General features: G+C 47.6%; 2 tRNA genes. Both read right to left on the reverse strand.

The annotated features are described in order from the left end of the window. Positions 1–19 precede the first annotated feature (19 nt). A tRNA-Ala gene (locus tag H4J65_RS00045) sits at positions 20–95 on the reverse strand. Between the two features lie 116 nt (positions 96–211). Beyond that, positions 212–288 (reverse strand) — tRNA-Ile (locus tag H4J65_RS00050). Between the last annotated feature and the right edge of the window lie 27 nt (positions 289–315).

Consider the following 315-nt stretch of genomic DNA (forward strand, 5'->3'; position numbering starts at 1 on the left):
TCTTTCTTATACGAAGAAGTGGTGGAGCTAAGCAGGATCGAACTGCTGACCTCCTGCGTGCAAGGCAGGCGCTCTCCCAGCTGAGCTATAGCCCCGCAATGGGAAACACACTTTAAGCTAAAACGTAATATTTTGTTCTATATCAAGGCGGTTTATCGCGACATGTAGTTTCCTACATGAGTGATGAACTAACGAAGATAGAGGACGAAATTGGTAGGTCTGGGCAGACTTGAACTGCCGACCTCACCCTTATCAGGGGTGCGCTCTAACCAGCTGAGCTACAGACCTATCTCTCTTTCAAGATTTTACGTCCGA

It is taken from the genome of Colwellia sp. MB02u-9, assembly GCF_014077085.1.
Taxonomy (GTDB): Bacteria; Pseudomonadota; Gammaproteobacteria; order Enterobacterales; family Alteromonadaceae; genus Cognaticolwellia.